Source organism: Curtobacterium sp. MCBD17_013 (assembly GCF_003234565.1).
Taxonomy (GTDB): domain Bacteria; phylum Actinomycetota; class Actinomycetes; order Actinomycetales; family Microbacteriaceae; genus Curtobacterium.
Genome location: NZ_QKTU01000001.1, coordinates 222,856 through 246,941, shown reverse-complemented (window position 1 = coordinate 246,941; position 24,086 = coordinate 222,856). Strand labels below are relative to the sequence as shown.

At 70.5% G+C, this 24,086-nt stretch carries 21 protein-coding genes; 3 read left to right on the top strand and 18 right to left on the bottom strand.

The window, feature by feature from the left end:
* Window positions 1-325 precede the first annotated feature (325 nt).
* Window positions 326-970: a TetR/AcrR family transcriptional regulator gene (locus tag DEI81_RS01080; protein ID WP_181435285.1), complete on the bottom strand. Its 645-nt coding sequence runs from the start codon at window positions 968-970 to the stop codon at window positions 326-328.
* Window positions 971-1,349: 379 nt separating this feature from the next.
* Here DEI81_RS01080 and DEI81_RS01075 point away from each other — a divergent pair, with 379 nt between their 5' ends.
* Window positions 1,350-2,396 carry an App1 family protein gene (locus DEI81_RS01075; protein ID WP_111008653.1) on the top strand — a complete coding sequence of 349 codons (1,047 nt, stop codon included), beginning with the start codon at window positions 1,350-1,352 and terminating at the stop codon, window positions 2,394-2,396.
* A 109-nt stretch (window positions 2,397-2,505) separates the two neighbouring features.
* Complete coding sequence (locus DEI81_RS01070; RefSeq protein ID WP_111008652.1) at window positions 2,506-4,380, top strand: glycoside hydrolase family 15 protein; 1,875 nt, start codon at window positions 2,506-2,508, stop codon at window positions 4,378-4,380.
* 84 nt (window positions 4,381-4,464) lie between these two features.
* Here the strand turns inward: DEI81_RS01070 and DEI81_RS01065 are convergent, their stop codons facing one another.
* The 6 genes from DEI81_RS01065 to DEI81_RS01040 all read right to left on the bottom strand — a co-directional run bounded on the left by DEI81_RS01065 (window position 4,465) and on the right by DEI81_RS01040 (window position 11,296).
* A complete protein-coding gene (locus DEI81_RS01065) occupies window positions 4,465-5,841 on the bottom strand; it encodes a glucose-6-phosphate dehydrogenase (RefSeq protein WP_111008934.1) in 1,377 nt (458 codons plus the stop codon).
* A 123-nt stretch (window positions 5,842-5,964) separates the two neighbouring features.
* Window positions 5,965-6,381 carry a cytochrome c oxidase subunit 4 gene (locus DEI81_RS01060; protein ID WP_111008651.1) on the bottom strand — a complete coding sequence of 139 codons (417 nt, stop codon included), beginning with the start codon at window positions 6,379-6,381 and terminating at the stop codon, window positions 5,965-5,967.
* A gap of 6 nt (window positions 6,382-6,387) precedes the next feature.
* Window positions 6,388-8,154 carry a cytochrome c oxidase subunit I gene (gene ctaD / locus DEI81_RS01055; RefSeq protein WP_111008650.1) on the bottom strand — a complete coding sequence of 589 codons (1,767 nt, stop codon included), beginning with the start codon at window positions 8,152-8,154 and terminating at the stop codon, window positions 6,388-6,390.
* A gap of 10 nt (window positions 8,155-8,164) precedes the next feature.
* The gene (gene coxB / locus DEI81_RS01050) at window positions 8,165-9,067 is read right to left on the bottom strand and encodes a cytochrome c oxidase subunit II (protein ID WP_111008649.1); all 903 of its coding nucleotides are present in this window, start codon (window positions 9,065-9,067) and stop codon (window positions 8,165-8,167) included.
* A 264-nt stretch (window positions 9,068-9,331) separates the two neighbouring features.
* Window positions 9,332-9,703 carry an iron-sulfur cluster assembly accessory protein gene (locus DEI81_RS01045; protein WP_111008933.1) on the bottom strand — a complete coding sequence of 124 codons (372 nt, stop codon included), beginning with the start codon at window positions 9,701-9,703 and terminating at the stop codon, window positions 9,332-9,334.
* Between the two features lie 129 nt (window positions 9,704-9,832).
* Window positions 9,833-11,296, bottom strand: a complete 1,464-nt coding sequence (locus DEI81_RS01040) for a dipeptidase (RefSeq protein WP_111008648.1) — start codon at window positions 11,294-11,296, stop codon at window positions 9,833-9,835.
* A gap of 10 nt (window positions 11,297-11,306) precedes the next feature.
* On the opposite strand from DEI81_RS01040, the gene DEI81_RS01035 reads away from it, so the two are divergent.
* A complete protein-coding gene (locus DEI81_RS01035; protein WP_258368406.1) occupies window positions 11,307-11,924 on the top strand; it encodes a DUF3043 domain-containing protein in 618 nt (205 codons plus the stop codon).
* A gap of 64 nt (window positions 11,925-11,988) precedes the next feature.
* On the opposite strand, the gene DEI81_RS01030 is transcribed toward DEI81_RS01035, so the two are convergent.
* The 11 genes from DEI81_RS01030 to ftsZ form a co-directional block, all read right to left on the bottom strand.
* On the bottom strand, window positions 11,989-13,089 hold the full coding sequence (locus tag DEI81_RS01030; protein WP_111008646.1) for a quinone-dependent dihydroorotate dehydrogenase: 1,101 nt from the start codon (window positions 13,087-13,089) through the stop codon (window positions 11,989-11,991).
* A complete protein-coding gene (gene nrdR / locus DEI81_RS01025; protein WP_111008645.1) occupies window positions 13,086-13,586 on the bottom strand; it encodes a transcriptional regulator NrdR in 501 nt (166 codons plus the stop codon). The genes DEI81_RS01030 and nrdR overlap by 4 nt, the downstream gene beginning before the upstream one ends.
* A gap of 24 nt (window positions 13,587-13,610) precedes the next feature.
* Complete coding sequence (gene hisD / locus DEI81_RS01020; protein WP_111008644.1) at window positions 13,611-14,921, bottom strand: histidinol dehydrogenase; 1,311 nt, start codon at window positions 14,919-14,921, stop codon at window positions 13,611-13,613.
* Between the two features lie 46 nt (window positions 14,922-14,967).
* Window positions 14,968-18,441: a DNA polymerase III subunit alpha gene (gene dnaE, locus DEI81_RS01015; RefSeq protein ID WP_375334753.1), complete on the bottom strand. Its 3,474-nt coding sequence runs from the start codon at window positions 18,439-18,441 to the stop codon at window positions 14,968-14,970.
* Between the two features lie 134 nt (window positions 18,442-18,575).
* The gene (locus tag DEI81_RS01010; protein ID WP_111008642.1) at window positions 18,576-19,499 is read right to left on the bottom strand and encodes an RluA family pseudouridine synthase; all 924 of its coding nucleotides are present in this window, start codon (window positions 19,497-19,499) and stop codon (window positions 18,576-18,578) included.
* Window positions 19,496-20,257 carry a signal peptidase II gene (gene lspA / locus DEI81_RS01005; protein ID WP_309146659.1) on the bottom strand — a complete coding sequence of 254 codons (762 nt, stop codon included), beginning with the start codon at window positions 20,255-20,257 and terminating at the stop codon, window positions 19,496-19,498. The genes DEI81_RS01010 and lspA overlap by 4 nt, the downstream gene beginning before the upstream one ends.
* Window positions 20,258-20,259: 2 nt before the next feature.
* On the bottom strand, window positions 20,260-20,952 hold the full coding sequence (locus tag DEI81_RS01000) for a DivIVA domain-containing protein (RefSeq protein ID WP_111008641.1): 693 nt from the start codon (window positions 20,950-20,952) through the stop codon (window positions 20,260-20,262).
* A gap of 177 nt (window positions 20,953-21,129) precedes the next feature.
* Complete coding sequence (locus DEI81_RS00995; protein WP_111008640.1) at window positions 21,130-21,426, bottom strand: YggT family protein; 297 nt, start codon at window positions 21,424-21,426, stop codon at window positions 21,130-21,132.
* Between the two features lie 79 nt (window positions 21,427-21,505).
* Window positions 21,506-22,039 carry a cell division protein SepF gene (locus DEI81_RS00990; protein ID WP_111008639.1) on the bottom strand — a complete coding sequence of 178 codons (534 nt, stop codon included), beginning with the start codon at window positions 22,037-22,039 and terminating at the stop codon, window positions 21,506-21,508.
* A 43-nt stretch (window positions 22,040-22,082) separates the two neighbouring features.
* Window positions 22,083-22,811 (bottom strand): YggS family pyridoxal phosphate-dependent enzyme, encoded by a 729-nt coding sequence (locus DEI81_RS00985; RefSeq protein WP_258368404.1) that lies wholly within the window; start codon window positions 22,809-22,811, stop codon window positions 22,083-22,085.
* Entirely contained in the window at window positions 22,808-23,962 is a 1,155-nt protein-coding gene (ftsZ, locus tag DEI81_RS00980; protein ID WP_111008637.1) for a cell division protein FtsZ, read from the bottom strand. Before ftsZ ends, DEI81_RS00985 begins: the two co-directional genes overlap by 4 nt.
* Window positions 23,963-24,086 lie beyond the last annotated feature (124 nt).

Sequence of the window (24,086 nt, the reverse complement as noted above, 5' to 3'; positions counted from 1 at the left end):
CTTGGCCCTTCCGGTTCCTGGGTGCGTCTGGTGGACGCGTGCCCGTCGATCTCCCGCCGATGGGTGGAGGTCGTCCCGCCCACGTACTGAAGCATGCTTCGGCGCGATGGGCAATCACGGATTGCGTACGCGGACATCCGACGCCCTGCTCCGCCGGATCGACCGATCGAGCGGGGTACGAGCGCACCGCACCGGAGGGGTACGGACGGTCAGGAGCGTACCCGGGTCCGCCGACGCTCGCGTCGGGACGATGACGAATCGTGACGTGGCGGACGACGACGCCCGCCCCCGAGAGCGGGAGCGGGCGTCGTCCGGTGGCCCCGGGTCAGGCGTCGGCGAGGACCGATCGCAGGTACGCGCGGGACATCGACCGGAGCTCCTCGACGAGTGCGGCGTCCCCGGCACCGGGCACCCGGTGTGCGCGGGCGAGGACCGCGTGCCCGGCCTCGGTCAGGACGGTCCACGCCCGACTCATCCGCTCGGAGTCCGGGAACCCGAAGCGGTCGCGGAAGATGACGGCGACCGCGCCGCCCAGTTGGGACATCCGGTCCTCGGTGCCGTCGTCGCCCTCGGTGACGTCGCCGAAGCGGACCGCACGGAACCCGGGCTCCGTGCGGTACATCTCGACCGTCATGTCGATGAGCGCGTCCGCGCCCTGCTCCCACGTCGTCGCGCCGCTCGCGTCGATCGACGAGACGAACCGCTCGGCGAGCCGTTGGGCGCACCGGATCGCGAGCGCCTCCACGACCGCGATGCGATCCGGGAAGTACCGGTAGACCGTCCCGATCGAGGCTCCGGCCCGCTCGGCGACCATGGCGGTCGTCAGGCGCTCGAGCCCGATCTCGTCGATCACCGCGGCCGCAGCGTCGAGGAGCCCGGCGAGGCGCGCCGAACTGCGGGCTTGGACCGGCTCGTTCCTGAGCAGTGATGATCCCCCCGGCAGTGCGTTCGATACCTCGGTGACGAGCACGTGTTCTCCTCCTCGCGCGAACGCGATGCTGGTCGACGGCCCGAGCGGCCGATGGCGGCGGGACGAACGGGCGTCCGCGCCGCGACGGGCGACGGACCCGCCGACGTGTTGATGTGACGGTCACAATGGTCGCACCGAGCGCCTGGGTCGACGCTGCGTTTCGACTCCTCGGAGGCAACGCGTGTCGTGGGACGCCCGTCCGGCCAGGGCAGGACGGGAGGGGCGACGCGACCGGCACGGTGCACGCACCGACCGACGGATCACCCGCGTCCCCGTGCGCGGCGTCATGACATCACCCGACCGCGGCCGATGGCGGCGGCGACTCGGCAGAGGGTCGGCCGACCGACCGGCGCCCACCGGGGCGTGGAATGATGGTGCGATGCCCGATCGGACGATGCCGGATGCCGCGCTGGTCGACCCGATCCTGCACCGCGCCGCCCGCGTCGAGGACGCGGTCCAGGAGTTCCGGGAGCGGCGGGCACGTGCTCGCGGTCTCGTGCCGACGGTCGTCCCGTACACCGGGTACGGGGCGCCGGGATGGGTCCGGGTCCTCTGTCGGGTCCTGCTCACGCGGCGTGGCCTCGCCTCCGACGCCAGCTACGAGGGCGTCCGCGGTTGGCGCAGCTTCACGAGCGTGGCCGTCGACGACGTCGAGGTCACCGTCACCGCCGGCGGGGCCACGCACCGCGTGCAGGCCGACCGGGGCGGCGTGGTCGACACGCGTGTCCCGCTCGACCTCGAGCCCGGCTGGCAGACCGTCACGCTCGCCGCTGGCGGTTCGCGTCCCGTCCACGCGCCGGTGTTCGTCGTGGACCCGTCGACCCGCTTCGGCGTCGTCTCGGACGTCGACGACACGATCATGGTGACGAGCCTCCCCCGCCCGTTCCTGGCGGCATGGAACTCGTTCGTCCTCACGGAGCACGCCCGCCGCCCCGTCCCCGGGATGTCCGTGCTGTACGAGCGGATCCTGGGTCAGCACCCGGGCGCTCCGGTGGTCTACCTGTCGACCGGCGCCTGGAACGTCGCGCCGACGCTCAACCGGTTCCTCACTCGCAACATGTACCCGCCCGGCGCCCTGCTCCTCACGGACTGGGGTCCGACGCACGACCGCTTCTTCCGCAGCGGACGGCTCCACAAGCAGGAGAACCTCCGACGGCTCGCCGCCGACTTCCCGGACGTCCGATGGCTGCTCGTCGGCGACGACGGCCAGCACGACGAGGAGCTGTACGGCGAGTTCGTGGCGGAGCACGAGGGCAAGGTCTCCGGGGTCGCGATCCGCCAGCTCTCGACGAGCGAGGCCGTGCTCGCCGGCGGACGCTCCCGGGCTCAGGAACGCAGCCGCAATTCGGCCGCTCCGTGGGTCTACGCCCCGGACGGCGCCGGGCTCTGGGAGGCACTCGCCGACGTCGGGATCACCCGGCGCTGACCCGTGTCGGCGTGCCGATCCGGACGTCCGGACACCGGCTCCCCTGCGGGAGTGCACAGCCGACTCCCTCCCGCCGGACGCGGGACCCGCAGGGTGACAGGCTGGACCGATGGCGCTCCACATCGAGGACTACGCACTCATCGGCGACTGCCACACCGCCGCGCTCGTCGGCCGGGACGGCAGCATCGACTGGCTGTGTCTGCCCCGGTTCGACAGCGCGTCCGCGTTCGCCGCGCTCCTCGGCGACGAGGACGACGGTCGCTGGCTGCTCCGACCGGACGACGACACCGCGACCGCCACACGCCGCTACCTCGACGACACGTTCGTCCTCGTGACGACCTGGACGACCTCCACCGGCGTCGTCGAGGTGACCGAGTTCATGCCGTCCGGGGACCGGCGCGCCGACCTCGTGCGACGGGTCCGCGGGGTGCGCGGATCGGTGGCGATGCGGCAGGAACTGCGGATCCGGTACGGCTACGGAGCGACGGTGCCGTGGATGCGGCAGATCGGCCACGACGACGCGCACGTCCTGCTCGCCACCGCGGGGCCGGACTCGATCGTCGTCCGTGGACCGCGCCTCCATGCGGAGGGCCACCGTCACGAGAGCCGGTTCACCGTCGAGGCCGGCAGCACGGTCGACCTCACGCTGACCTGGTACCCGTCCCATCGTGAGCCGCCGACGCCCCCGCAGGTCGACGCCGTCCTCGACGAGACCGTCGGCTGGTGGCGCCACTGGGCCGCCGGCGATGCCACCGATGGCCGCTACGCCGACGCCGTGCACCGCTCGTTGCTCGTGCTCCGTGCGCTGACGCACGAGGACACCCGCGGGATCGCCGCGGCAGCGACCACGAGCCTCCCGGAGGACCCGGGCGGCGAACGCAACTGGGACTACCGGTACGTGTGGCTGCGCGACGCGTCGCTGACGCTCGCGGCGCTCCTCGCGCACGGGTTCCGCGACGAGGCGGACGGCTGGAAGCACTGGTTGCTCCGCGCGATCGCCGGTGACCCCGCCGACGTCCAGATCATGTACGGCCTCGCCGGCGAGCGGGAACTCCCGGAGCGCACCCTCGACCACCTCGCGGGGTACGAGGACTCCCGCCCGGTCCGCGTCGGCAACGGCGCCTACACGCAGTACCAGGGCGACGTCTTCGGCGAGGTCCTGGCGGCGCTGCACGACGCACGCGAGCTCGGCGTCGAGGAGAACGCGGACAGCTGGTCGCTGCAGCGCGCACTCCTGGCCTACGTCGAGGAGCACTGGCAGGACCCCGACAACGGCATCTGGGAGATGCGTGGGCCGCGCCGCCACTTCACGCACTCCCGCGCGATGATCTGGGCCGCGTTCGACCGCGGTGTCGCCGCCGTCGAGGAGTTCGGACTCGAGGGGCCGGTCGAGCGCTGGCGCGTGTTCCGTGACCGGGTCCGCGAGGAGATCGAGACGCAGGGCTACGACCCGGTGCGGAACACCTTCCGGCAGCACTACGACACCGACGAGGTGGACGCCTCGCTGCTCGTCCTTCCCCAGATCGGTTTCTGCAAGCCCGACGACCCCCGCATGCTCGGCACCGTCGCCGCGATCGAGCACGACCTCCGCACCGGACCCGACGGACTGCTGCTCCGGTACCGCACCACCGCGGGCTTCGACGGCCTGTCTGGATCGGAGCACCCGTTCCTCGCCTGCTCGTTCTGGCTCGTCGAGCAGTACGCGGCGTCGGGCCGGGTCGAGGACGCCGAACGCCTCATGGACACGCTCGTCGGGTTCGCGAACGACGTCGGGATGCTCTCGGAGGAGTACGACGTCGAGCACGGCCGGCAGATCGGCAACACACCCCAGGCACTGTCGCACCTGACCCTCGTCACCGCGGCGGACGCGATCCGGCGGGCACGCGGCGAGGCCGGGCCCGGCATCCGCACCCGGGAGGCCCAGAACGACGGCACCACCCGCAGCACCACCGGTGTGGGCGAAGCCGCGGGCGCTCCCGACTGACGCGCCGCGCCGACACACCGCGGCCCCGTCACCGGCGAGGTGACGGGGCCGCGGTCGCGTCGGACGACGATCGACGTCAGGGGATCAGGACGAGGACTCCCAGTCGGCGGGGCCACGCGAGCCGGCCCGGTAGTCGTCGAGCGGAACGTCGCGACGCTTCCAGGCGTCCACGACGGGCTGGACGATCTCCCAGCAGCGGACCGCGACGTCGCCGCGGATCGACAGCAGCGGGTCGTCGTGGAAGATCCCGCTCAGGACCTCACCGTAGGGCGTGAGCTCGCCACTGTCGAACGACGACGACAGGACGATCTGCCCCATCTCGAACGGGTTGCCCCCACCGTTCGCCGACAGGCTCAGCTCGATCTCGTCCGGGTTGAGGACGATGCGCAGCGTGTCCGACACCGGCTGTCCCTCGAGGCCGGACGGGAGTCGCGGCACCGGCTTGAAGGTGACGAGGACCTCCTTACGGCTCGCACCGAGCGCTTTGCCCGAACGAAGCGTGAAGGGCACGCCCTGCCAGCGGGCGGTGTCGACCTCGACGTTGATCTCGGCGAGGGTCTCGGTCTGGCGCTCGGGGTCGACGCCGTCCTCGTCCGCGTACGACGGCAGCTCCTTGCCGTCGATCGTGCCCGCGACGTAGCGCGCACGCCGGCTCGCCTTGAGCGGGTCGTCGTCGACGAGGTGGGTCGACCGCAGCACCCGGGCGAGCGACGACCGCAGCTCGACGGCGTCAACCGCAGCGGGCGCGTCCATCGTGACGAGCGCGAGGATCTGGAGCAGGTGGCTCTGGATCATGTCGACGAGCGCACCGGCGTCGTCGTAGTACTGCGCGCGGCCCTCGAGGCCGAGGGTCTCGTCGTAGAGGATCTCGACCTTCTCGATGTTGTCCGCGTTCCAGATCGGCTCGAACATCCGGTTGGCGAACCGCAGACCGATGATGTTGAGCACGGTCGACCGGCCGAGGAAGTGGTCGGTGCGGTGCACGCGCTCCTCGGGGACGAGCTGGAGGACGGTCTCGTTCAGCGCCCGAGCCGATTCGACATCCGTGCCGAACGGCTTCTCGAACGCCAGGGTCGTGCCCTCGGGGAGTTCGAGCTCCGCGAGGGCGTCACAGATGTCCGACGCGATCTGCGGCGGCAGCGCGAAGTACAACACCGGCTCGCCCTCAGCGGCGTCGAGCATGGCCTTGAGGTGGGCCGGGTCCTTCGGGTCGCCCTGCATGAAGACCGTCGACTCGAGCGTCGCGTCGACCTCGGGCCCCGAGACGTGCTGCGAATCGAAGGCGTCCTTGACGACCTTGGTCCAGGCTTCCTCCGAGCGGGCGCTCCGGCCCGTGCCGATGAGCTTGACGGGGACGGAACGGGCGCTCTGGAGGAACGTCCCGAGACCGGGGAGCAGCAGCCGGGCGGCGAGGTCGCCGGTTGCGCCGAAGACGATGAGAGTGCGCTTGTCGGTCACCAGGGGTGACTCCTTTCGGATGGATGTGCGGGTGTCGACCGCGTCCGATCGGACCGGTCGGGATCGGCCCGGACGCACGTCGGGCGGCACCGGTGAGGGTGCCGCCCGATGAGCGTCAGGTGCGGATCAGTGTCCGAAGTTGCCGCGGTAGTACTCGTAGGTCCAGCCGACGAGCGCCACGATCCCGATGGAGGCGCCGATGGCGAAGATCCACCACCCGGCTGCGACGCCGAGGAAGCAGATCGCCGCCGCGGCCGCGAGCGTGATCGGCCAGTAGGACCAGGGGCTGAAGTGACCGAGTTCGGCGTCACCGTCCTCGATGTTCGCGTCGGTGCGGTCCTCGGGCAGTACGCCGTCCTGCGCTGCGAACGTCCGGCCCAGGTAGAAGGCGATGAACACCCCCAGGATCCCGGTGAGACCGATCGAGACCGTGCCCACCCACTCGATCTGGTTGGTGGCGAGGATGCCCCAGATCGTGTACGCCGCGTCCGCCACGAAGAAGAAGATCGCGAGGATCCAGAACAGGTTGGTACTAGCGCGCATGGTTCCTCAGAACTTCTGGTCGGTCTGGTTCGGGTTCCGGGTCTTGCCTGTCGCCGCGTCGTGCGTCTGCGCGTCCGGAGCGTCCATCGCCGGACCGACACCGATCGGGATCCCCGCCTCGGGGTGGTTCAGATCGAACGCCGGCGACTCCGACCGGATGCGCGGGATCGAGGTGAAGTTGTGCCGCGGCGGCGGGCAGGAGGTCGCCCACTCGAGCGAGCGGCCGTAGCCCCACGGGTCGTTCACGGCGACGCTGGGCGCGTGCCGCGCGGTGACGTAGACGTTGTAGATGAACGGCAGGAACGAGACGCCGAGGATCATCGCGCCGATGGTCGACAGCTGGTTCATCCAGGTGAAGCCGTCCTGCGGCAGGTACGTGGCGTAGCGACGGGGCATACCGACGACGCCGAGCCAGTGCTGGATGAGGAACGTCGTGTGGAACCCGATGAACAGCAGCCAGAAGTGGATCTTGCCGAGGCGCTCGTTGAGCATCTTGCCGGTCCACTTGGGCCACCAGAAGTAGAAGCCCGAGAACATCGCGAACACGACCGTGCCGAACACCACGTAGTGGAAGTGCGCGACGACGAAGTACGAGTCGGACACGTGGAAGTCGAGCGGCGGCGAGGCGAGGATCACGCCCGTGAGGCCACCGAAGGTGAACGTCACGAGGAACCCGATGGCCCAGAGGATGGGCGTCTCGAAGGTGACCGAACCGCGCCACATCGTGCCGACCCAGTTGAAGATCTTCACGCCGGTCGGGACCGCGATGAGCATCGTCATGAGCGAGAACCACGGCAGGAGCACGCCGCCGGTGACGTACATGTGGTGCGCCCACACCGTCACCGACAGGGCCGCGATGGTGATCGTGGCGTAGACGAGCGTCTTGTAGCCGAAGATCGGCTTCCGGCTGAAGACCGGGAAGACCTCGGACACGATGCCGAAGAACGGCAGCGCGATGATGTAGACCTCGGGGTGGCCGAAGAACCAGAACAGGTGCTGCCAGAGCAGCGCACCACCGTTGGCAGGGTTGAACACCTGCGCACCGAACACACGGTCGAGGCCGAGTCCGAACAGCGCCGCGGCGAGCACCGGGAACGCCATCAGCACGAGCAGCGCGGTGATGAGGGTGTTCCAGGTGAAGATCGACATGCGGAACATGGTCATGCCCGGCGCGCGCATCGTGATGATCGTCGTGATGAAGTTCACGGCACCGAGGATCGTCGAGAAGCCGGTCAGGCCCAGGCCGAAGACCCACAACGTCCCGCCGAGACCTGGTGTGAACGTGGTGTCCGACAACGGCGCGTAGGCGAACCATCCGAACGAGGCGGCACCCTGCGGCGTGAGGAACCCGCCGACCGCGATGAGGCCGCCGAAGAAGTACAGCCAGAACGCGAAGCCGTTGAGGCGCGGGAAGGCGACGTCGGGCGCGCCGATCTGCAGCGGCATGATCGCGTTCGCGAACCCGGAGAACAGCGGCGTCGCGAACAGCAGCAGCATGATCGTGCCGTGCATCGTGAACAGCTGGTTGTACTGCTCCTTCGTCGCCACGACGTGCAGGCCGGGCTCGAAGAGCTGCGCACGGATCACGAGCGCCATCACTCCTGCCAGCAGGAAGTACAGGAACGAGGCGATCAGGTACATGTACCCGATCGTCTTGTGGTCCGTCGACGTGATCCAGTTGACGATGATGTTGCCCTTGCGGCCCACCCGCGAGGCCGCGAAGTCCGGCGTCGAGGTCGGGGCCGACTGGCCGACGAATGCGGAAGTGGTCATGGAGCGAGCCTTACTTCTCGGTACCGGCGGCCTGCGCGGGCGCCACGTTGTTCGGCTGGTTCGAGTCGGTGTTGTACTCGTTGCCGAGCAGACCGACCTTGCCCTGGTCGCGGAGGGACGCGAGGTACGCCTGGTACTTCGCCGGCGACACGACCTTCACCTGGAAGAGCATGAGCGAGTGGTACTCGCCGCAGAGCTCGGCACACTTGCCCTGGTAGGTGCCGGTCTTCTCCGGGATGAAGTACTCGTAGTTGGTCCGGCCGGGGATCGTGTCCTTCTTGTAGAGGAAGTCGACGACCCAGAACGAGTGGTCCACGTCGCGCGAGGACAGCTCGATCTCGACCTTCTTGCCCTTGGGCAGGTAGAGGGTCGGCAGCTGGTTGGTCTTGATGTCGCCGGTGCCGTTGTCTTCTTCCTGGGCCTGGATGCCCTGGTAGTAGACCGACTTCTTGGCGTCGTTCTGGTCGATGTAGTTGAAGTCCCACGCCCAGCGCTTGGCGTACACGTGGATGGTGGCGTCGGGGTGTGCGAACGGCTTCTCGATCGCGGCCTGGTCCTTGGCGGTGAAGGCGAAGAAGCCGAGCACCAGGATGAGCGGCACGATCGTGTAGAAGATCTCGATCGGCATGTTGTACCGGAGCTGCACCGGGAGGCCGGTCTGGCCCTTGCGGCGGCGGTAGACCACCGCGGCCCAGATGATCAGGCCCCAGGTGATGAGACCGACCGCGAGGAGGACGATCCAGCTCGTCACCCAGAGGCCGACCGTCGCACTCGTGTGGTTGGTCGTGTCCCGCGTGTGCTCGGTGCCCGGCAGCCAGCCGTTCAGCTGCTGCTGCGTGCAACCGGCCAGTGCGATGACCAGACCGACGGCCACCGGGATGGCCGCCCAACGTATACGGCGATTCGAACGCACTGTTACCTCTCGCGAAGACGGTTGTCGGGACGTGACCGCATCGAATCAGCTCGACGCAGGGCTCGTTCCCAGACTGGGTGGAACACTCCTAGCTTACTCGCAGCCAGGGTGCCGACGTGCACACGCGACACGCTCGCGGGCGGCTTCGGAAGCCCACAGGTGTCGCCCAACGCAGCACGAGGGACGCCGGTCGCCCGGTCGTCCCTCGCTCGCTGCGGTGCCGCGGCAGGGCCGGTGCCCTGCGTGCGCCGCGATCGGTGCTGGTCAGTGGAAGCTGTCGCCGCACGCGCAGCTGCCCTGCGCGTTCGGGTTGTCGATGGTGAAACCCTGCTTCTGGATGGTGTCCTCGAAGTCGATGGTCGCACCGTCGAGGTAGGGCACGCTCATCCGGTCCACCACCACCTCGACCCCGTCGAACTCGGCGGTGGCGTCACCCTCGAGCAGGCGCTCGTCGAAGTACAGCTGGTAGATGAGGCCCGAGCAGCCGCCCGGCTGGACGGCCAGACGGAGCCGGAGATCGTCGCGGCCCTCTTGCTCGAGCAGGCTCGCGACCTTCGCCGCAGCCGCGTCGGACAGCAGCACGCCGTGGGACGGTGCCGCGGCCGGCTTCTCGATCGTCGTGGTGGTGTCGGTCATCGCCGTCTCCCTCCGCGCGGTGCAGGTCACCGCGGCTCGTTCCGATTGTAGGCGCGCGCACCGACGCCGTGCACCGGGTCGGGCCTCCCGGGTCGTGCGGACCGGACGGGAGGCCCGACGGCGGGCCGCTCAGACGGAGCGAGTGCCGAGGCGGGCCAGCAGGATCGTCTCGGCGGCGATGGCGCGGTGCAGGACGCCCAGGTGCTGCGACTCGTTCGGGCTGTGCGCGCGGGTGTCCGGGTCCTCGACGCCGGTGACGAGGATCTGCGCGGCGGGGAACTCGGCGGCGAGGTCCGACACGAACGGGATCGAGCCGCCGATCCCCTGCTCGACCGGCTGCGCACCCCACCCCTCGGTCATGGCCGTCCGGGCCTCGCGCACGGCCCAGCCGCTCGTGTCGACGAGGAACCCGTCGCCGGTGTCGACGTCGGTGATGTCGACCCGCGCGCCGAACGGGGTGTTGGCGCGGATGTGCGCCTCCACGGCCGCGAAGGCGTCGGTCGCCGACTGCCCGGGGGCGACCCGGATGGAGACCCGCGCGGAGACCGTCGGCAGGAGCGTGTTCGACGCGTTCGCCACGCTCGGCACGTCCATGCCCGTGACGGTCACCGAGGGCCCGGACCACATGCGGCCGAGCAGCGGGCCCTCCCCCACGGGCCGGACGCCGTCGACGAACGCCGCCTCGGCCGCGAGTTGCTCCTCGCTCCGCTCGGGCACCGGACCGTCGTACCGCCTGAGCCCGGGCACCGCCACGGTGCCGGCGTCGTCGTGGAGCGACGCGAGGAGGCGCACCATGGGCATCATCGCGTCCGGCACGGCACCGCCGAACATCCCGCTGTGCGACGCGTGCTCGAGCGTCGTCACCGTCAAGCGGAAGGTCACGTTGCCGCGCAGGCTCACCGTGATCGCCGGGACGTCGGTGGACCAGTTGTCACTGTCCGCGACGACGATCACGTCGGCCGCGAGGTGCTCGCGCTGCTCGCGGAGGAACGTGGTGAACGAGCGCGACCCGAACTCCTCCTCGCCCTCGACGAAGAGGACGATGCCGAGGTCGAGGTCGGCGTCGTCGACGACCGCACGCAGGGCGCGCAGCGACGCGATGTGCGTCATCACGCCGGCCTTGTCGTCCGAAGCGCCCCGCCCGTGCAGACGCTCCCCGCGGAGGGTCGGCTCGAACGGCGGCGTCTCCCACAGCGCCTCGTCACCCTGCGGCTGGACGTCGTGGTGCGCGTACAGCATCACGGTCGGTCGGCCGTTCCGCGCGCGCCGCACCGCGAGCACCGCCGGCTGTCCGAGCGCCGCGCCCCCGTCGGTTCCGGCCGTCGCGTCGGCGCCCTCGCCCTCGGCGCCCGCGATCGCGGAGCGGACGACCCGGACGTCCTCGAACACGCCCGTGGAGCGCGCGAGGTCGGCGACGGCCTCAGCACTCGCCTGGACCGCGGACGGGTCGAACGCGGACCACGACACGGAGGGGATCCGGATGAGCGCCGACAGGTCGGCGATGGTGGTCGGCAGGCCGCCCTGGACCGCGTCGCGCAGCGCGGCGAGCAGGGTCGGATCGGTCTCGGGCGCGTGCTGTGCGGAGTCGGTCATGCGGGTAATCTTGTCAGTCCGAGCAACGATCGAGGACACCGTGGCCAAGGCGCAACCCAAGACGAACACGACGGTCAACCCGTCCGACGAGGAACTCCTCGCGGCGGGCGCCCCCGCCCGGGGCAAGGGGCGACCCACCCCGAGCCGTCGGGAGCGTGAGGCCGCGAACCGGCGCCCGATCGTCGGCGCGACCCCGGCGGACCGCAAGGCCGCGCGGGCACGCCTGACGGACGACCGCGAGCGTGCTCGCGTCGGCCTGGCGAACGGCGAGGAGCGCTACCTCCCGGCCAAGGACCGCGGTGAGCAGCGCCGGTACGTCCGCGACTACGTCGACGCCCGATGGAGCGTCGGCGAGGTGATGCTCCCCCTCATGGCGGTGTTCCTCATCGTCTCGCTGGCCGTGACGGCGATCGAGGGCATCGCGTTCGTCCTCATCTGGCTCTTCGTCGCGCTGTTCCTGCTCGACGCCGTCGTCACGTTCCTCGCGCTGCGCCGTCGCATCACCGCGAAGTGGGGGTCGGGGTCGCTGCAGCGTGGCACGTTCCTCTACGTGGTGACCCGACAGTTCCAGATGCGGTTCCTCCGACTGCCGAAGCCGCAGGTCAAGCGCGGTCAGTACCCCGTCTGACGACCGGACGGACGGGAGGCCCGGTGCACGCTCGCACCGGGCCTCCCGTCGTTCCTGCGGCCGATCAGGCGCGCGCCGCGGCAGCCGCGCGCCGCGCCGCACGCCGGTGGCGACGCCGACGCAGTCGGTTGATGCGCATGGCCCACGTCGGTCCCTCGTAGAGGAACGCCGTGTAGCCCTGCACGAGCGTCGCGCCGGCCTCGATGCGGGCCTCGACGTCGGCCTCGGTCGTCACCCCGCCGACCGCGATCACGCAGAAGTCGTCCGGTACCGCAGCGCGCACACGACGCAGGACCGCGAGGGACCGCTCCGCGAGCGGCGCGCCGGAGAGACCACCCACGCCGAGGGCGGCGACGACGTCCTCCGCGGCGCGCAGCCCCGTGCGTTCCACCGTCGTGTTGGTCGCGATGACACCCGCGAGCCCGAGCTCCACCGCGAGTGCCGCGATCGCGTCGATCTGCTCGTCAGTCAGGTCCGGTGCGATCTTCACGAGCGTCGGCACGCCCCGGGCAGCGCCGTGCACGGCCGAGAGCAGCGGCAGGAGCTGGTCGATCTCCTGCAGACCGCGGAGCCCAGGGGTGTTCGGCGAGCTGACGTTCACGGCGAGGTAGTCGGCGAACGGCGCGAGCATGCGGGTCGACTCGAGGTAGTCGTCGACGGCTTCGGCCACCGGGACGACCCTGCTCTTGCCGATGTTGACACCGATGACGGGGCGGCCCGGGAAGCGACGCGCGCGTTCGAGGCGCCGGGCGGCCCGCGCGGCACCGCCGTTGTTGAACCCCATCCGGTTCACGAGCGCTCGGTCGGCGACGAGCCGGAACAACCGGGGCCGTTCGTTCCCGGGCTGCGGTCGGGCGGTGAGCGTGCCGACCTCGACGTGCCCGAACCCCAGGAGCCCGAGCCCGATGACGCCCTTGGCGTCCTTGTCGAACCCAGCCGCCATCCCGAAGCGCGACGGGAAGTGGATGCCCATCGTCGTGACGCCGTCTGCGGCACCGGGCCGTCCGTAGCGCTCGGCCAGTCCCGCGAGCACGGGGAGCCGGGGCAGGACACGGATCACGCCGAAGGCCAGGTGGTGCGCGCGTTCTGGGTCCATCCGGGCGAACACCACCCGGAACACGACCTTGTACCCGGCCCGGAGGAGGACTTCGGCGACGCCGCTCATCCGGCGCTCGTCGCGCTGCGGCCCGCCACCGCGTCGGCGTCGGCGTCGGCGTGGTGGTCGATGCGCAGCTGCTTGATGGCGTCGTCGAAGTCGTCGAGCGACTCGAACGCCTGGTAGACGCTGGCGAAGCGCAGGTACGCGACCTCGTCGAGCTCGCGGAGCGGATCGAGGATCGCGAGCCCGACGTCGTTCGCGTCGATCTGGCTCGCACCGGACGAGCGGACGATCTCCTCGACGCGCTGGGCGAGCACGGCGAGGTCGGCGTCGGTGACGGGGCGACCTTGGCACGCCTTGCGGACGCCCGAGATGATCTTCTCGCGGCTGAACGGCTCGAGCACTCCGTTGCGCTTGACCACGTTGAGGCTCGCGGTCTCGGTGGTCGAGAACCGGCGCCCGCAGTTCGGGCACTGGCGACGACGACGGATCGACGTGCCGTCGTCACTGGTCCGGGAGTCGACGACGCGCGAGTCCGGGTGGCGGCAGAAGGGGCAGAACATGTCGCAGACGATCGTACCGGGTGGTCAGGAGCGGGCGAGGCGTGCGGCCACGGCGGCCCCGTGCGCCGGCAGCTGCTCCGCCTCGGCCAACGCCACGATGCGCGGACCGACCTCGGCGAGGGCCTCCGCGTCGTAGCGCACGATCTGCTGCGGGCGCAGGAACGTCGCCGCCGAGAGGCCGGCGCCGAACCGGGCCTGCCCGCCCGTCGGGAGCACGTGGTTCGACCCCGCGAGGTAGTCGCCGAGACTGACCGGAGCGGACGGCCCGACGAACACCGCACCGGCGCTGTCGATCTCCGCGAGCACGGCGTCGTCGTCCTCCGTCTGGATCTCGAGGTGTTCCGGTCCGTACGCGTTGCTGACCGTGGCGGCGTCCGTCAGCGAGCCGACGAGCACGACGGCCGACTGCGGGCCGCCGAGCGCCACGCGCACGCGGTCCGCGGTGGCCAGCCGGGCGAGCTGTGCCGGGATCGCGGCGTCGACCGCGTCGGCCAGGGCCTCGGACGTCGTCACGAGGACGCTGCCCGCCTGCTCGTCGTGCTCGGCCTGGCTCACCAGGTCGGCGGCGACGTACTCGGCGTCGGCGGAGGCGTCGGCGATGACGAGGATCTCGGTCGCGCCGGCCTCGGCGTCGATGCCGACGAGGCCGCGGACGAGCCGCTTCGCCGCCGCGACGTAGTTGTTGCCGGGACCGGTCACGAGGTCGACCGGCTCGAGCCCGATCTCCGGCACACCGTGCGCGAGTGCCCCGATCGCACCCGCACCGCCCATCGCGTAGACCTCGTCGATGCCCAGGAGGCCCGCGGCCCCCAGGATCGTCGGGTGCACGCCGTGTCCGTGGTCGCGTTGGGGCGGGGACACGAGGGCGATCGACCGCACCCCGGCCACCTGGGCCGGCACGACGTTCATGACCACGCTCGACGGGTACACGGCCTTGCCGCCCGGCACGTAGAGGCCGACCCGACGCACGGGGCGCCACCGCTGGTGGACCTCGGCTCCGTCGGCGAGCGTGGTGATCGCGGCCTGGGGCACCTGGGCGGTGCTCGCCGCACGGACGCGCCGGATGGCCTCGTCGAGCGCGTTCCGGACCACCGGGTCGAGTCCGGCCACTGCTGCGCCGATCGCTGCCGCTCCCACGCGGACGGCGCCGGGCGCGCCCCCGTCGAACCGCTCCGCCTGCTCGCGGAGCGCGGCGGCACCGCGGTCACGGACGTCGTCCACCAGGTCACGCGCCGCGGTCGTCGCACTCGCGACGTCACCCGCGGCCCGCGGCATCAGTCGGAGGAGTTCGGCGCGGTCCGGCAGACCGCCGCGGAGGTCGATTCGTCGCATCATGGCCAGCCCAGCCTACCGAGGCCGACCCGGTCACCGACGGCGCAGGTCAGACGAGACAGGACGGTCCGAGCAGGCTCTTCAGCTCGCCGAAGAGATCCGGCGTCAACGCGACCGGGAACGGGATCTCGAAGGTGCGCGCGGCGTCCTCCTTGAGGAGCCGGAGTCGCACCTCGGTGTCCCCGTGATGACGGCCGAGCACCTTCGCCAGCTCGGAGACGGTCTCGGTCGTCGCACGCCGTTCCGGCAACGACAGCGTGAGCGGCCCCGAGCCCATGGCGTCGCCGACGTTCGGCGCGAACATGCTCACCGCGTGCAGGCTCTTGCCGTCGTCGCGCACGCTCACCCGACCCCGCAGGACGACGATGGCGTCCGCCTGGAGCATCGGGCCGAACTCCTGGTAGGTCTTGCCGAGGAACATGACGCCGATCTCGCCGGCGAAGTCCTCGATCTGCACGATGCCGTACGGGTTGCCCGAGTTCTTCGACACCCGGTGCTGCACGCTCGTCAGGAGTCCGGCGATCGTCACGGTCTCGCCGTCGATGTGGTCCTCGGCCGCGACGATGTCGGCGATCGACATCGACGCGTGCTTGGCGAGCTCGACCTCGAGGCCGGCGAGCGGGTGGTCGGACACGTAGAGACCGAGCATGTCGCGCTCGAAGGCGAGCTTGTCACGCTTCGACCACTCCGGCCGCTCGGGCACCTGTGACACGGGCGCGGCGGTCTCGGCGACCTCCGCGAACAAGCTGTCGAAGTCGAACCCGACGTTGCCGTTCGCCTCGTCGCGCTTGATCTTGACCGCGGCCTCGACCGCACCCTCGTGGATCTCGACGAGCGCACGCCGGGTGTCACCGAGCGAGTCGAACGCACCGGCCTTGATGAGGGACTCCACGGTGCGCTTGTTCGCGGCGGTGATCGGGATCTTGCGGAGGAAGTCGTGGAAGGACTCGAAGCGCCCCTTCTGCCCACGGGCCTCCACGATCGCGTCGACGACGTTGAAGCCGACGTTGCGTACGGCGCCCATGCCGAACCGGATGTCCTCGCCGACGGCGGCGAAGAACCCGATCGACTCGTTGACGTCGGGCGGCATGACCTTGATGCCCATGCGCCGACACTCGTTGAGGTACAGCGCGAGCTTGTCGCGGGCGTCGCCGACGCTGGTCAGCAGCGCCGCCATGTACTCCGCCGGGTAGTGCGCCTTGAGGTACGCCGTCCAGTAGGACACGACCCCGTACGCCGCCGAGTGCGCCTTGTTGAACGCGTAGTCGGAGAAGGGCAACAGGATGTCCCACAGCGTCTTGATGGCCGCGTCGGAGTAGCCGCTGTCCTTCATGCCCTGCTCGAAGCCCGCGTACTGCTTGTCGAGCTCGGACTTCTTCTTCTTGCCCATCGCCCGCCGCAGGATGTCGGCCTGACCGAGCGAGAACCCGGCCACCCGCTGCGCGATGGCCATGACCTGCTCCTGGTAGATGATCAGGCCGTAGGTCGTGTCGAGGATGTCGGCGAGCGGTTCGGCGAGCTCCGGGTGGATGGGCGTGATCTCCTGCTCGCCGTTCTTGCGCAGGGCGTAGTTCGTGTGCGAGTTCGCACCCATCGGCCCCGGGCGGTACAGCGCGATGAGCGCGGAGATGTCCTCGAAGTTGTCGGGGCGCATGAGCCGGAGGAGCCCACGCATGGGGCCGCCGTCGAGCTGGAAGACGCCGAGCGTGTCACCGCGCTGCAGCAGCGCGTAGGCCTCGGGGTCGTCGAGGGTGAGCGACTCGAGGTCGAGGTCGGTCCCCCGGTTCATCTTGATGTTGTCGATGGCGTCGCTGATGATCGTGAGGTTGCGGAGCCCGAGGAAGTCCATCTTGATCAGCCCGAGCGACTCCGCGGCCGGGTAGTCGAACTGCGTGACGATCTGGCCGTCCTGCTCGCGCTTCATGATCGGGATGATGTCGATGAGCGGATCGCTCGACATGATCACGCCGGCCGCGTGCACACCCCACTGTCGCTTCAGGCCCTCGAGCCCCAGGGCGGTGTCGAAGACCGTCCGGGCTTCGGGGTCCGACTCGACGACGGCGCGGACGTCCGCGGCCTCCTTGTAGCGCGGGTGGTCGCGGTCGAAGATGCCCGTGAGCGGGATGTCCTTGCCCATCACGGGCGGCGGCATCGCCTTCGTGAGCTTCTCGCCCATGCCGAACGGGAACCCCAGGACGCGCGAGGAGTCCTTGAGGGCCTGCTTCGCCTTGATCGTGCCGTACGTGACGATCTGCGCGACGCGTTCGTCGCCGTACTTCTCGGTGACGTACTTGATCGCCTCACCGCGGCGACGGTCGTCGAAGTCGACGTCGAAGTCGGGCATCGAGACGCGGTCCGGGTTGAGGAACCGCTCGAAGATCAGACCGTGCGCCAGTGGGTCGAGGTCGGTGATGCGCATGGCGTAGGCAGCCATGGACCCGGCACCGGAACCGCGGCCCGGCCCGACGCGGATGCCGTTGTCCTTCGACCAGTTGATGAAGTCCGCGACGACGAGGAAGTACCCCGGGAACCCCATCTGCGTGATGATGCCGACCTCGTAGTCCGCCCGCTTCCGGACGGCGTCCGGGATGCCGTCCGGGTAGCGGTAGTGCAGCCCCTTCTCGACCTCCTTGACGAACCAGGACTCCTCGTTCTCGCCCTCGGGCGTCGGGAACCGCGGCATGTAGTTCGCCGAGGTGTCGAACTCGACGTCGCACCGCTCGGCGATCGCCAGGGTGTTGTCGCAGGCGTCAGGGTGGTCGCGGAACAGGTGCCGCATCTGTGCCGGGGTCTTGAGGTAGAACTCGTCGGCGTCGAACTTGAACCGGTTCGGGTCGTTCAGCGTCGACCCGGACTGCACGCAGAGCAGCGCCGCGTGCGAGGTGGCGTCACCCGCGTGCGTGTAGTGCAGGTCGTTCGTGGCGACGAGCGGGAGGCCGAGGTCCTTGGCGAGGCGGATCAGGTCCGTCATGATCCGACGCTCGATGCCGAGCCCGTGGTCCATGATCTCGCAGAAGTAGTTGTCGGCGCCGAAGATGTCGCGGTAGTCGGCCGCGGCCCGGACGGCCTCGTCGTACTGCCCCAGGCGCAGCCGCGTCTGGACCTCGCCCGAGGGGCACCCGGTGGTCGCGATGAGGCCCTTGGCGTACGTCGACAGGAGCTCGCGGTCCATGCGCGGCTTGAAGTAGTAGCCCTCGATCGAGGCGCGGGAGGACAACCGGAAGAGGTTGTGCATGCCCTCGGTGGTCTCGGCGAGCAGCGTCATGTGCGTGTACGCGCCGGCACCGGAGACGTCGTCGCCGCCGCCGTCGCCCCATCGGATCCGGGTCTTGTCGCTCCGGTGGGTGCCGGGCGTGATGTAGGCCTCGGTCCCGATGATGGGCTTGACCCCGGCATCACGAGCCGTCTTCCAGAAGTCGAACGCGCCGAACATGTTGCCGTGGTCGGTCACGGCGACCGCCGGCATGCCCTGCGCGGCGGTCTCGCCGACGAGCTGTCCGATCCGCGCCGCGCCGTCGAGCATGGAGTACTCGCTGTGCACGTGCAGGTGGACGAAGGAGTCGCTGTCCGCCACGGAACCTCCGGCGATCGATGCTCTGACCTGGTCCGGGAATCGTAACGGGCACGGACGACATCGCGTGGTCGGGCCGCGCGGGTTCAGCCCTCGCGGACGAGTTCCAGGGCGTGTCGCAGGTCGTCCGGGTACGCCGCCTCGAACTCGACCCAGACGCCCGTGCGGGGGTGCTCGAAGCCGAGCCGGACGGCGTCGAGCCACTGCCGCGTCAGCCCGAGTTCCGCGCTGAGCACCGGGTCGGCGCCGTACGTCGTGTCCCCGACGCACGGGTGCCGGGTGGCCGCCATGTGGACGCGGATCTGGTGGGTCCGGCCGGTCTCCAGGTGGACCTCGAGCAGTGTCGCCGCACGGAACGCCTCGAGGGTCTCGTAGTGCGTCACGCTGGGCTTGCCGTCCGCGACGACCGCGAACTTCCAGTCGCTCGAGGGGTGGCGGCCGATGGGGGCGTCGATGGTGCCGGAGGTGGGATCGGGATGCCCCTGCACGAGCGCGTGGTAGACCTTGTCGACCGTCCGCTCCTTGAACGCGCGCTTGAGCGCCGTGTACGCCAGCTCCGTCTTGGCCACGACCATGAGGCCGCTCGTCCCGACGTCGAGCCGGTGCACGATGCCCGCGCGTTCCGCCGCACCCGAGGTCGCGATCGTGAACCCCGCCGCCGCGAGGCCGCCGGGCACCGTCGGCCCGTCCCAGCCCGGCGACGGGTGCGCCGCGACACCGACCGGCTTGTCCACGACCACGATGTCCTCGTCGTCGTACACGATCGTCATGCCGGGCACCGCCATCGGGACGACCCGCGGCGACTCCTTCGGCGACCACTCGACCTCGAGCCAGCTGTCGGCGTGCAGGCGGTCCGACTTGTCGACGACGACCCCGTCGACCCGGACGCCGCCGGCGGCGACGACGTCCGCGGCGAACGACCGGCTGAACCCCAGCAGTTTGGCGATCGCCGCGTCGACACGTTCGCCCGCGAGCCCGTCGGGCACGGGCAGGCTGCGCGACTCGCTCACGTCGCGTCGTGCCCGAGCGACGGCCTGGAGGCCCGGTCCCCGTCCGCCGGTCCGCCCGCGGTCGCGTCGGGTGCGGCCCCCACGGCGGACGTCGCCTCGCTCGTGACCGCGGTGGCTCCCCCGTCCGTGGCCGGCGCCGCCCCGGGGACGCGCCCCTGGGCCTCCCGGTCGTCCGTGCCGGCACGGTCGTCGGCGCCGGCGCGGGCGGCCTGGGTCCGCTTGGACGGCGTCCGCGTGCCGTCGAGGTTCACGCCGAGCAGCGTGAGCACGACGAAGATCGCCATGCTGATGCAGATGAACGAATCGGCGATGTTGTAGATCGCCGGCATCATCCACGGGGTGTAGATGAAGTCGACCACCTGGCCGCGCCCGAAGCCCGGCGGCCGCGTCAGGCGGTCCGTCAGGTTCCCGAGGGCACCGCCGAGCAACATGCCGAAGAGCACGGCCCACCAGAGGGAGCGGATGCGCCGCGCCGTGATCACGATCGCGACGACCACCGCGGCGGCGACGATCGAGAAGATCCAGGTCTGACCCGTGGCGAACGAGAACGCGGCGCCGGGGTTCGTGACGTAGTGCAGCTGCAGGAGCCCGCCGAGCACCGGCACGGTCGCGCCGTAGGTCAGGTGGGCGACGACGAGCGCCTTGACGACCTGGTCGAGTGCGTAGACGCAGACAGCGGCGAAGGCCAGTGCCGCGATCGCGCGGACACTGACCTTCGCCGGACGTTCGGCTCGTTCAGCCGGATGGGGCTGGGGCAACGTCAGTTGGACCCGAAGCCCTGCGCCGACGCCGGCGCGGGCTGGAACCCGCTGGGCTGCTCGTTGCTCGCACTGTCGAGTTCCTGCAGCTGGCCCTGGATGTAGTTCTTGAGCTGCGCGCGGTACTCACGCTCGAACGTGCGGAGCTCCTCGATGCGACCCTCGAGCTGCTTGCGCTCCTGCTCGTAGGTCGACACACGCTGCCGCTGCTGCTGCTCCGCGTCGGCGAGGATCTGGCGCTGCTGCGCCTCGGCCTCGGAGACGAGACGCGCGGCGGTGGCGTGACCCTCGGCGATGAGGGCGTCACGCTTCTCGACGCCCTCGCGGACATGCTCCTCGTGCAGGCGACGGGCGAGCTGCAGGAGGCTCGAGGTGCCTTCGGTCTCGTCGTCGGTCGTGGTCGTCGTGGGGGCGGCGGCGGCGACAGGCGCCGGAGCGGGCGTCGGCTCCGGTGCGGCGGCGACGGGCGCCGGCTCCGGGGTCGGCTCGGGCTGCGGGGCCGGCGCGGGCGTCTCGGCGGCGCGGGCCTCGGCGGCGCTGAGGCGCTGGCGCAGCTCCTCGTTCTCCTGCCCGAGACGACGCAGTTCCACGACGACCTCGTCGAGGAAGTCGTCGACCTCGTCCTGGTCGTAGCCCTCGCGGAACTTCGTCGGCTGGAACCGCTTGTTGACTACGTCTTCCGGCGTCAAAGCCATTGCCGTCACCTCAATAGAACTGCTGATCGTGTGGAACCGAACGGTCACGACCGAACCTACCAGCCGTGACCTCCGGTGCGGATGCGCGCGTGACGCGCATCGGGTCCCGACCACCGTACACCGCCGGTCGGCCGCACCCCCCGCGTCGCCCGGTGTGGCGCGGGGTCGGACGCGCGGTCAGGCGATGGCGAAGCGCTCCGTGACGCCCATCAGGATGATCACGAGGAGCATCACGATGCTCCACCCGAAGTCGAGCGCGACCGCACCCATGCGCATCGGCGGGAGCACCCGTCGGACGGCGCGGACCGGCGGGTCGGTGGCCCCGAACACGACCTCGGCGATGACGAGCACGGCACCCCGGGGCCGCCAGGACCGGTTGAAGGTCCGGAGCAGGTCGAGCACGAACCGCGCCCACATCATGAAGAAGTAGATCAGGAGCAGCAGATGCAGGATGCTCGCGACGAGGGACACCATCGGGGCTGATCAACTCGTTCGGTCGGGGCGGGCACCGGGGCCGGTGTGGACCCGGCGGAGGACGCGCGGGGAGCGGTCCTCAGGACTGGGCGAAGAAGGACGCCTCGATGTCGGACTCTACCTCAGCGGGCTCGCCGCTCACCGCGACGTGCGCCGGCGACAGGAGGAACACCTTGCTCGTGACGCGCTCGATCTTGCCGTAGAGGCCGAGCGACAGGCCACTCGCGAAGTCGATCATGCGACGCGCGTCGCCCTCGGTCATCTGGGTGAGGTTGATGATCACGGGGATGCCGTCGCGGAAGCTCTCGGCGATGGACTGCGCGTCCTTGTACTCGCGGGGGTGGACGGTGAGGATCTCGTTCATTTCCTGGACCGGGGTCGCCTTCTGTGCGTGGGCGCGTCGGAGCGGGGTCACCTGCGCGCGCTGCTGGTTCTGGGTCGCGACGGACGCGACGGGTGACTGGGTGGGCGCGGGCGGAGCCGCCTGGACGGCGGGCTGGGTCGCGACCGCGGTCGGCTGGGAGGGCGCGGCCTGGGCGGCCGGCTCGTCGTACTCGACGTCCTCGTCGGCGAGGCCGAGGTACACCATCGTCTTGCGCAGCGGGTGGGCCATGGTTCCTCCGGGTGGTGGGTGCTCGTGCGTGTCCAGTGCGAGATTAACGAGGAGCCGGGCGGTTTCCGGTGATTGCCGTCCCGATCCGAAGGTGTGTCGCGCCCTCGAGCACGGCGTCGGGGTAGTCGCCGCTCATGCCGGCGGAGATCGCGGTCGCCGACGGCGCCACGGCACGCACGCGCTCGGAGATCGCGCGGAGCCGGGCGAACGCCCGACGGGGCTCCTCGTCGAGCGGAGCGACGGCCATGACGCCGCGCAGGCGGACGCCGCCGGATGCCAGCACCTGCTCGACGAGTGCGTCGACCTCGGACGGCTGAGCGCCACCGCGTGCAGGATCGGTCGTCAGGTTCACCTGCACGAAGCCGTCGATCACCCGCGGGTGCGGCTCGCCCTCCGTCGGTGCGAGCGCGTCGACAACACTGGCCCGGTCGAGCGACTGCACGACGTCCGCGTAGCGACGGACCTGCCGCGCCTTCTTGCTCTGGAGCTGGCCCACGAAGTGCCAGCGCAGCGACAGGTCGGCGAGCTCGGCCGCCTTGGCCTGCGCCTCCTGGTGCCGGTTCTCCCCCACGTCGGTGACGCCGAGTGCGGCCAGGGACCGGACGAGTGCAGCCGGGTGGTACTTCGTGACGACGACGAGCGTCAGCTCGTCGACGCCGCGCCCCGCGGCTCGCGCGGCGTCGGCGATGCCGTTGCGGACGGAGCCGAGCCGTTCCTCCAGACCGGGTTCCCCGGACGGGAGGGGCGGCTCGGCCCCGTCCACCCGACTCACTTCAGGAAGTCGGGGACGTCGAGCTCGTCGTCGTCGTCGTCGAACGCCGGGTCGGCTGCGCGCTGCACGGGCGGCTCGTGCTCCTGCGTCGCCCAGGAGGCGACCGGAGCGGTCTCGTCGTGCGCGTGGCTCGCCGCGACCGGGGCGGTCGTGTCCGGGTCGACGTAGCTCGACCGGCGGTCCTTCTGCTGCTGCCCGGACGGCTCCCCGCCGTCGAAGCCCGCGGCGATGACCGTGACCCGGACCTCGTCGCCGAGGGTGTCGTCGATGACCGCGCCGAAGATGATGTTCGCCTCGGGGTGGACGGCCTCCTGCACCAGGCGGGCGGCGTCGTTGATCTCGAAGATGCCGAGGTTCGACCCACCCTGGATCGAGAGCAGCACGCCGTGCGCACCGTCGATCGAGGCCTCGAGGAGGGGCGACGCGACCGCGAGCTCGGCGGCCTTGATCGCACGGTCCGCGCCGCGTGAGGAACCGATGCCCATGAGTGCCGACCCGGCCCCCTGCATGACGCTCTTGACGTCGGCGAAGTCGAGGTTGATGAGTCCCGGGGTCGTGATGAGGTCGGTGATGCCCTGGACACCGGCCAGGAGCACCTGGTCGGCGGTCGCGAACGCCTCGACCATGCTGATACCGCGGTCGCTGATCTCGAGCAGGCGGTCGTTCGGCACGACGATGAGCGTGTCGACCTCGTCCTTGAGCGTGGCGACGCCGTTCTCGGCCTGCGCCTGACGGCGCTTGCCCTCGAACCCGAACGGCTTCGTGACGACACCGATGGTGAGCGCACCGATCGACTTCGCGATGCGCGCGACGACCGGCGCGCCGCCCGTCCCGGTGCCACCGCCCTCACCCGCGGTGACGAACACCATGTCGGCGCCGGCGAGGGCCTCCTCGATCTCCTCCGCGTGGTCCTCGGCGGCGCGACGGCCGACCTCCGGGTCGGCACCAGCACCGAGCCCACGGGTGATCTCGCGGCCGACGTCGAGCTTGACGTCGGCGTCGCTGAGCAGGAGCGCCTGGGCGTCCGTGTTGATCGCGATGAACTCGACACCGCGGAGACCCAGTTCGATCATGCGGTTGACGGCGTTCACGCCGCCGCCGCCGACGCCGACCACCTTGATGACGGCGAGGTAGTTGTGGTTCGTGGTCACGTTGGTCCGGCCTCCGGTAGTGCTCTCCGAGAGCAAGCCTCAACCTCTGGTTGAAGTTCAGGGATTTTGCTGGTATGGGTACTGCTGACGACGCTAGGGGTGCCCCTCCGAACGAGGGACGACG

Excerpts from the sequence above, each read along its gene's own strand:
- DEI81_RS01075 (WP_111008653.1), top strand. The coding sequence starts at position 1,350 with ATGCCCGATCGGACGATGCCGGATGCCGCGCTGGTCGACCCGATCCTG.
- DEI81_RS01070 (WP_111008652.1), top strand. The coding sequence starts at position 2,506 with ATGGCGCTCCACATCGAGGACTACGCACTCATCGGCGACTGCCACACC.
- DEI81_RS01060 (WP_111008651.1), bottom strand. The coding sequence starts at position 6,381 with ATGCGCGCTAGTACCAACCTGTTCTGGATCCTCGCGATCTTCTTCTTC.
- ctaD (WP_111008650.1), bottom strand. The coding sequence starts at position 8,154 with ATGACCACTTCCGCATTCGTCGGCCAGTCGGCCCCGACCTCGACGCCG.
- DEI81_RS01045 (WP_111008933.1), bottom strand. The coding sequence starts at position 9,703 with ATGACCGACACCACCACGACGATCGAGAAGCCGGCCGCGGCACCGTCC.
- DEI81_RS01040 (WP_111008648.1), bottom strand. The coding sequence starts at position 11,296 with ATGACCGACTCCGCACAGCACGCGCCCGAGACCGATCCGACCCTGCTC.
- DEI81_RS01030 (WP_111008646.1), bottom strand. The coding sequence starts at position 13,089 with ATGAGCGGCGTCGCCGAAGTCCTCCTCCGGGCCGGGTACAAGGTCGTG.
- nrdR (WP_111008645.1), bottom strand. The coding sequence starts at position 13,586 with ATGTTCTGCCCCTTCTGCCGCCACCCGGACTCGCGCGTCGTCGACTCC.
- hisD (WP_111008644.1), bottom strand. The coding sequence starts at position 14,921 with ATGATGCGACGAATCGACCTCCGCGGCGGTCTGCCGGACCGCGCCGAA.
- dnaE (WP_375334753.1), bottom strand. The coding sequence starts at position 18,441 with ATGCTCGACGGCGCGGCGCGGATCGGACAGCTCGTCGGCGAGACCGCC.
- DEI81_RS01000 (WP_111008641.1), bottom strand. The coding sequence starts at position 20,952 with ATGGCTTTGACGCCGGAAGACGTAGTCAACAAGCGGTTCCAGCCGACG.
- DEI81_RS00995 (WP_111008640.1), bottom strand. The coding sequence starts at position 21,426 with ATGGTGTCCCTCGTCGCGAGCATCCTGCATCTGCTGCTCCTGATCTAC.
- DEI81_RS00990 (WP_111008639.1), bottom strand. The coding sequence starts at position 22,039 with ATGGCCCACCCGCTGCGCAAGACGATGGTGTACCTCGGCCTCGCCGAC.